This window comes from Thermomonas sp. (assembly GCF_035369645.1).
GTDB lineage: Bacteria > Pseudomonadota > Gammaproteobacteria > Xanthomonadales > Xanthomonadaceae > Thermomonas.
Genome location: NZ_DAOOUM010000071.1, coordinates 1 through 7604 on the forward strand (window position 1 = coordinate 1; position 7604 = coordinate 7604).

General features: G+C 57.9%; 7 protein-coding genes and 1 tRNA gene. 7 read left to right on the forward strand and 1 reads right to left on the reverse strand.

The annotated features are described in order from the left end of the window. The 7 genes from PK789_RS11070 to PK789_RS11100 all read left to right on the forward strand — a co-directional run. Window positions 1–219 (forward strand): ATP-dependent Clp protease proteolytic subunit (locus PK789_RS11070; protein ID WP_324308840.1); only part of this gene is annotated, 219 nt, incomplete at its 5' end. A 129-nt stretch (window positions 220–348) separates the two neighbouring features. After that, window positions 349–1632: an ATP-dependent Clp protease ATP-binding subunit ClpX gene (gene clpX, locus PK789_RS11075; protein WP_324308841.1), complete on the forward strand. Its 1284-nt coding sequence runs from the start codon at window positions 349–351 to the stop codon at window positions 1630–1632. A gap of 180 nt (window positions 1633–1812) precedes the next feature. Beyond that, the gene (lon, locus tag PK789_RS11080; protein WP_324308842.1) at window positions 1813–4311 is read left to right on the forward strand and encodes an endopeptidase La; all 2499 of its coding nucleotides are present in this window, start codon (window positions 1813–1815) and stop codon (window positions 4309–4311) included. A gap of 218 nt (window positions 4312–4529) precedes the next feature. Next, entirely contained in the window at window positions 4530–4802 is a 273-nt protein-coding gene (gene hbs / locus PK789_RS11085) for a non-specific DNA-binding protein Hbs (RefSeq protein ID WP_324308844.1), read from the forward strand. Window positions 4803–4901: 99 nt separating this feature from the next. Then, window positions 4902–4976: transfer RNA gene (locus PK789_RS11090), tRNA-Val, on the forward strand. A gap of 442 nt (window positions 4977–5418) precedes the next feature. Next, on the forward strand, window positions 5419–6681 hold the full coding sequence (locus tag PK789_RS11095) for a tyrosine-type recombinase/integrase (RefSeq protein ID WP_324308845.1): 1263 nt from the start codon (window positions 5419–5421) through the stop codon (window positions 6679–6681). Window positions 6682–6712: 31 nt separating this feature from the next. After that, window positions 6713–6955 carry a hypothetical protein gene (locus PK789_RS11100; protein ID WP_324308846.1) on the forward strand — a complete coding sequence of 81 codons (243 nt, stop codon included), beginning with the start codon at window positions 6713–6715 and terminating at the stop codon, window positions 6953–6955. Window positions 6956–7035: 80 nt separating this feature from the next. On the opposite strand, the gene PK789_RS11105 is transcribed toward PK789_RS11100, so the two are convergent. Further along, window positions 7036–7604: BrnA antitoxin family protein (locus PK789_RS11105; RefSeq protein WP_324308847.1), on the reverse strand; the 569-nt coding region annotated here is incomplete at its 5' end.

Here is a 7604-nt window from a genome sequence, read left to right on the forward strand (position 1 = left end):
CAGGGCCAAGCCACTGATATCGACATTCAAGCGCGTGAAATTTTGACCATGCGCGAACGTTTGAATGAGATTTTGGCCCGCCACACCGGCCAGCCGATCGAAACCATCGCCCGCGACACCGACCGCGACAACTTCAAGAGTGCCCAGGCTGCGCGTGAATACGGCTTGGTAGATGAAGTGCTGGTGCGGCGTCCGGACGAGTCGATTCAAGCCAATTGAACCAGCCTGCGCAGCCCCGATACTGGATTGCGCCGGCGATAAATCAGGGATGCACCGGCCTGTCAGGCCCGGCGGGTGCATATGGTATTCTCGGGCCGAAAGCGCGGATGCGCGGCAAGTGAGTGGCGAATGAGCGAAGACCGTCAGGGACGCAACACCGGCGACAACAGCAAGATCCTGTACTGCTCCTTCTGTGGAAAGAGTCAGCACGAGGTACGCAAGCTGATCGCAGGGCCCAGTGTGTTCATCTGCGATGAATGCGTGGAGTTGTGCAACGACATCATCCGCGAGGAGCTTGAGGAAAAGGCGCAGTCCAGCCGCAGTTCGCTGCCCAAGCCGCGCGAGATTCTCGAAGTACTCGATCAGTACGTGATTGGCCAGCAGCGTGCGAAAAAAACGCTGGCGGTGGCGGTGTACAACCACTACAAGCGCATCGAGAGTCGACAGAAGTCGGACGACATCGAGCTGGCAAAATCCAATATCCTGCTGGTGGGCCCCACCGGTTCGGGCAAGACGCTGCTGGCGGAAACGTTGGCACGCATGCTCAATGTGCCGTTTACCATGGCCGATGCCACCACCCTGACCGAAGCCGGTTACGTCGGCGAGGACGTGGAAAACATCATCCAAAAGCTGCTGCAAAAATGCGACTACGATGTCGAAAAAGCACAGCATGGCATTGTGTATATCGACGAAATCGACAAGATTTCGCGCAAAAGCGAAAACCCGTCGATCACCCGCGATGTGTCCGGTGAAGGTGTGCAGCAAGCCCTGCTGAAGTTGATCGAAGGCACCATGGCCAGCGTGCCGCCGCAAGGTGGGCGCAAACATCCGCAACAAGAGTTTTTGCAAGTCGATACGCGCAACATCCTGTTCATCGTCGGTGGTGCGTTTGCCGGCTTGGACAAGGTGATCCAGCAGCGTTCCACCGAGTCCGGCGGTATTGGGTTTGGCGCCAAGGTGAAGAGCGCCGAGCGTAAGGCTGATATCGGCCAAGTGCTGGCACGCGTTGAGCCTGAAGATTTGATCAAGTACGGCCTGATCCCGGAATTTGTGGGCCGTCTGCCGGTGGTTGCCACCCTAGAAGAGCTGGACGAAGCTGCCCTGATCAAAATTCTGACCGAGCCTAAAAACGCCATCACCAAACAGTTCAAAAAGCTGTTTGAGATGGAAGGCGTGGAGCTGGAGATTCGTCAGGACGCACTCGCCGCGATCGCCAAAAAAGCGATCAAACGCAAGACCGGTGCGCGTGGCCTGCGCACCATCGTTGAGTCGGTTTTGCTGGACACCATGTATGACTTGCCCTCGCTGGAAAACGTCAGCAAGGTGGTGGTGGATGACTCGGTGATCGAGCACAAATCCGAGCCCTACCTGATTTATCAAAGCGCCCCACCCAAAGTAGCGGCCGCAGAGTAAGCGGCCTGCTCTGCAATAAATCAAGCCGCCTTTGGGCGGCTTGATTGTTTTTGCGAGACCGCAACGTATTGATTTTCAGTAAAAAAGTTTGGTGTTGGTGAAAGCGCTTGCAACGCGGCGTCAACAACCCCATAAACGAGGCTGGCGCCGCGATTGTGGTGCCGCACTAGGAGACCTTGCATGGCTAACCCAACCCCAACCACTGCGCCCATTCTGCCGGTGCTACCGCTGCGCGACGTGGTGGTGTTTCCGCACATGGTGATCCCCTTGTTTGTGGGACGCGAAAAGTCCATCCATGCGCTGGATCTTGCGGTGGAAGGCGACAAGCGCATCTTGCTGGTAGCGCAAAAATCCCCCGAGACCGACGACCCGACCGCGGCCGATCTGCATACGGTGGGCACCTTGGCGCAAGTCTTGCAGTTACTGAAGCTGCCCGACGGCACCATCAAAGTATTGGTTGAAGGCGTGTCGCGCGCACGTGTGGAGGCCATCCACGAATACAACGATGCCTTGTTCGCCCAGGCGCATGACGTGGAAACGACGGCGACACGCGAGCCGCGCGAAGTACAAGCCATCGCACGTTCGCTACTGTCCTTGTTCGAGCAATACATCAAAACCAACCGCAAATTGCCGCCGGAGTTGTTGCAAACCCTGGCAGGTATCGAGGAGCCGGAGCGGCTGGCCGACACCGTGGCCGCGCACTTGGGTGTGCGCCTGACCGACAAGCAAAAATTGCTGGAAACGCTGGATACTGCCGAACGGCTGGAAATGCTGGTGGGGCTGGTCGATGGCGAAATTGACGTGCAGCAGATGGAAAAACGCATCCGTGGCCGGGTCAAGACGCAGATGGAAAAAAGCCAGCGCGAGTACTACCTCAACGAGCAGATGAAGGCTATCCAGAAAGAGCTGGGTGAGCTGGATGAAGCGCCCAATGAGCTGGAAGAAATCGCCAAGAAAATTGCTGCGGCCAAGATGCCCAAGGCGGTGGAAACCAAAGCCAAGACTGAACTCGCCAAGCTCAAGCAGATGTCACCGATGTCGGCCGAGGCGGGTGTGGTGCGCAATTACTTGGATTGGTTATTGGGCGTGCCGTGGGACGTGCGCAGCAAAGTGCACAAGAACCTGAGGGCGGCGCAAGACACGCTGGATGCAGACCATTACGGCTTGGAAAAAGTCAAAGACCGGATCTTGGAATATCTGGCGGTACAGTCGCGCGTGTCGAAAATGAAAGGCCCCATCTTGTGCTTGGTCGGCCCCCCTGGCGTTGGCAAAACCTCGCTGGGGCAAAGCATCGCCAAGGCGACCAACCGCAAGTTTGTGCGTATGGCCCTAGGTGGGGTGCGGGACGAGGCCGAGATTCGTGGCCACCGTCGCACCTATGTGGGCTCGATGCCGGGACGCATCGTGCAGAACCTCAACAAGGCCGGCAGCAAGAACCCTCTGTTTGTGCTGGATGAGATCGACAAGATGTCGATGGATTTCCGTGGCGACCCATCCTCTGCCTTGCTGGAAGTGTTGGATCCCGAGCAGAACCACGCTTTCAACGACCACTATTTGGAAGTCGATCTGGACTTGTCCGAAGTGATGTTCGTGGCGACATCCAATTCGATGAATATCCCCGGGCCGTTGCTAGATCGCATGGAAGTGATCCGTATTCCTGGCTATACCGAGGAAGAAAAACTCAACATTGCCACTCGCTATCTGGTGCCCAAACAAATCAAGGCCAATGGTTTGCGTGAAGGTGAACTGACGATTGCCGAGTCGGCAATCATCGACATCATTCGCTACTACACGCGCGAATCGGGAGTGCGTAACCTTGAGCGCGAAATTGCAAAAATTGCGCGCAAGGTGGTCAAAGACATCGCCCTGCAAGGCCCGCAATCCAAAGCTGCGAAGTCCGCCAAATCTGGCAAGACCACGACGAAGACGATGATGGTCAATGCCAAGAATTTGGAAAAGTATTTGGGCGTGCAGCGCTTTGACTTTGGGCGCGCCGAAGCCGAAAACGAAATCGGACTGGTGACCGGCTTGGCTTGGACCGAAGTGGGGGGCGACTTGCTGCAAATCGAATCCACCTTGGTACCGGGCAAAGGGCAAGTGATCTTGACCGGGCAACTGGGTGATGTGATGAAAGAGTCGGCCGCGGCTGCGCTCTCGGTGGTACGTGCGCGTGCGGCGCAGTTGGGAATCGAAATCGACTTCCTGCACAAGCACGACGTGCATGTGCATGTGCCGGATGGGGCAACGCCGAAGGATGGCCCCAGCGCCGGTATCGCGATGGCCACGGCATTGGTCTCGATGTTGACCAAAACGCCGGTAAAACACGACGTTGCAATGACCGGCGAAATCACCCTACGCGGCCGCGTCAGTGCCATTGGTGGGCTGAAGGAAAAATTGCTGGCCGCGCTGCGGGGTGGCATCAAGACTGTGCTGATTCCGGATGAAAATCGCAAAGATTTGGCCGACCTGCCCGCCACCGTGACCCGTAATTTAAAAATCGTGCCGGTCAAATGGATTGATGAAGTGCTAGAGCTGGCATTGGAGCAACCCATCACCGTGCGGAAAGCCACCAACAAGACTGCCGGCAAAGGTGCTGGCAAGGCCGCGGCCCAGCGTCCACGTCCGCCAGTGCCGAAAGGCAGAGCAAAAAGCACACCGCGCCCCACACTCAAACACTGAATACGAAGTAAAACGCAAGAAATTTCACTTTGACACCCTGAAACCCGCGTCATAGCTTGTTTTCGTGTTGCATGCTGGAAATGGCGCTGGTATAAAGTTTGGCAACCGCGGTGCACTGACGAGGCGCACTGCGGCAAGCTCGGGAATACGGCAGGGGAGCGCCGACACCCGGTCAACCGATTCTCCGCATTACCCATCGCAACGGAGCCAATACACCAATGAACAAAGCTGATTTCGTCGAAGCCGTAGCCGACGCCGCCGAACTGACCAAGGCCGACGCTGGCCGTGCAGTCGATGCAATGATTGCCGCCGTCACCAAGGCCCTCAAGAAGGGTGACACCGTGACCCTCGTGGGCTTCGGGACCTTCTCGGTTCGCAAGCGTGGTGCCCGTACCGGCCGCAACCCGCGCACCGGCGACACCATCAAGATCAAGGCCTCCAAGAACCCCGCGTTCAAGGCTGGCAAGGCACTGAAGGATGCGGTCAACTGATCGCAGCTGCTCGGTGTTAGCAAAAAGCCCGGCGACATGCCGGGCTTTTTCGTTCAAATGGTTTCGTTGCGCGCGTTAGCCTGCGATAATAGTCGTCTCGGGCACTTAGCTCAGCGGTAGAGCGGCTCCCTTACAAGGAGCGGGTCGGGGGTTCGATCCCCTCAGTGCCCACCATTCAGGTTATCCCTGACTGTCCCGGATAGTCCAATAACCCCGTGATTTTACGGGGTTTTTTGTGCCTGACATGTCCCCAATAGTCCCCCATTATTCCCCGCTTGCGCATACCTTTTTGGGGTATCGTTTGGGGTATCGGGCTATTTCCGAATTTTTCGATACCCCAACGCGTTACCGGTGTATGTACAAAAAGTATGCCTCCCCAAAAAACACGTTTATTCAGTTTTGTCCTGTTTCCCGTTTTCCTGCCCCTGAATTTATTTTTCTTCACCAAGTCATTAGTTTTTTGGTGTTACGTCGGTAACAGCGGTGCAAGCCGCGCCACGCTTACGTTTCAGCGTAACCAAACGGGGTTTTTGCATGTGTTACAAATGGCCGTTTCTGTTACAAACGCGCATTCAGGTAGGAAATTCGACGGGGTTTTGCCCCCATTGGTGACGCCATGCCACGCCATACAAAGCCGCTGACCGAGCTGCAAATTGATCGCGCCCGCTACAAATCCGGGGGGCCGCATCGGCTTTACGATGGCGGCGGCTTGTTCCTGCAACTGCAACCTAGCGGTGCAAAGCTGTGGCGCTACCGTTACCGCTACGACGGCGCAGAAAAATTGCTGGCCTTGGGGGCGTGGCCAGCGGTAAGCCGGGCCGCTGCGCGCAAGGCGCGCGACGTGGCAAAGGTGCAACTAGCCGCCGGCAACGATCCCGGAGAGCAACGCAAGCGTGACCGCATGGCTATTGATGATGCCAAGCGCAACAACATGGAGGCGGTGGCGCTAGAGTGGTTTGAAAAGCGCGCCGGGCAATTGGCCCCGGGGTATTCGGTCAAGCTATTGGGGCGACTCAAGAATGACGTGTTCCCGGCATTGGGGCACCGCCCTATTTCCGAGATCGAGCCGCCCGAGTTGCTGGCAATGTTGCGCCGCATCGAAGAACGCGGCGCAGTGGAAACCGCCCACCGTGTGCGCAACTCGCTGAGCATGATTTTTCGCTATGCCATTGCTACCGGCAGGGCGCAGCGTGACCCTGCGGCAGACCTGCGCGGCGCGCTTTCGGTGCCGGATGCAGGGCACATGCCCACCATGACCGACCCGGCGCGCATTGCCCAATTGCTGCGCGATATGTACGGTTATCGAGGCAACTTCACCACCTGCGCGGCGCTGCGCATTGCGCCGCTGGTGTTTGTACGTCCCGGCGAGTTGCGCCTTGCCGAATGGGTAGAGTTTGACCTTGTCGCCGCCGAGTGGCGCATCCCTGCGGCACGGATGAAGTTACGCAAGGCCGCAAAACGCGCCGCGCCGGCGCATATCGTACCGTTGTCGCGGCAAGCCTGTGCCATGTTGGAGGATGTGCGTTCAGTCAATGGGCGCAGTAAATTTGTGTTTCCAAACACCCGCACCAAAGACCGGGGAATGAGTGATAACACGGTGAACGCTGCATTGCGCCGGCTTGGTTATGAGCAAGGCGAGATCGTAGGCCACGGGTTCCGGCACATGGCATCCACGTTGTTGAATGAATGCGGATGGAGTGCTGACGCGATCGAGCGCCAGCTTGCGCACAAGTCGCAGGGCGTGCGCGCGATTTACAACAAAGCCGAATACATGCCCGAGCGGCGCAAGATGATGCAAGCATGGGCCGACTATTTGGACGCATTACGCAATGCACCGCAGGGGGAGCCGCTGCCGATGTTGCGCGGGCCGGTTGGCTAAGGGTGTTGGGTTCTGATGCTAGGATCGAAGGATGGAAGTTTTAATTATCATCGGCGCGTTTCTGTTGGTTGGTGCCGTTTCATCGACATTGCACGGCATCATTAAGCCGGCGGTGGATTGGGTATATCCGCCGGTACCCGATGCCTCGCCTCCGTCGGCACAAGATCGACTCTTGGCGAATGCGAGGCGCAAGCGCGCCACCGACCGGGTGCTGTTGGTATTGCTTGCCGCTGGAATCGTAGGAAGCGCAATGCGTCTGTTCGGGATCATCTAGCCGGCATCCTGCTTTTTCGTGCGGTTGGACATTGTCGAACACGAACGCAGGCCGAACCTTCACGCTATCTTCCCTGACCGCTACGGCGCAGCTAACCGCGCCACCATGCGGGTTTGCCAGCTGGGGCCGGTAGCCTTCCAGCGGGCCAGCACGTCCGGGGGAAGCCTTAGGCAAATGGGGGTTTTGCTGTCGCTTGGTTCCACCTGCCCACGCTTGCGGCGGGTAGTCGGCAAAAACGCCAGATCGAGCGCGCTGGTTGGCTGGTGTTCGCATTCCAGCGTGGCCAGTCTTTGCGCCATGCGGGTTTGCCACCCTTTGCCGGCATGCTGCCAGCGTTTCAGCACGCTGCCGGGCACCCGCAGCGAGAATTGCGCAGCACGCGCACCTGCCGCTTTCGCTGGCCGGCCTAGTTTGCGTTTGCTCGCCGCCTTGGCGGCTTTATCGCTGGCCAGTTGCGAGGATTGCGCAGCACGATCACCTGCCGCTTTTGCTGCCGGGTTCAGTTTGCGCTTGCTTGCCGCCTTGCTGGCGGTTTTGCTGGCCGGCTTTGCCAGTTTCTTGCGGTCTTGGCGCTTCCATTTATCCGCAATGACGGCCTCCCATCGGTAGGCGGGGCGAAATTCTAGGATGGTGACCGCTTCGCCATCCG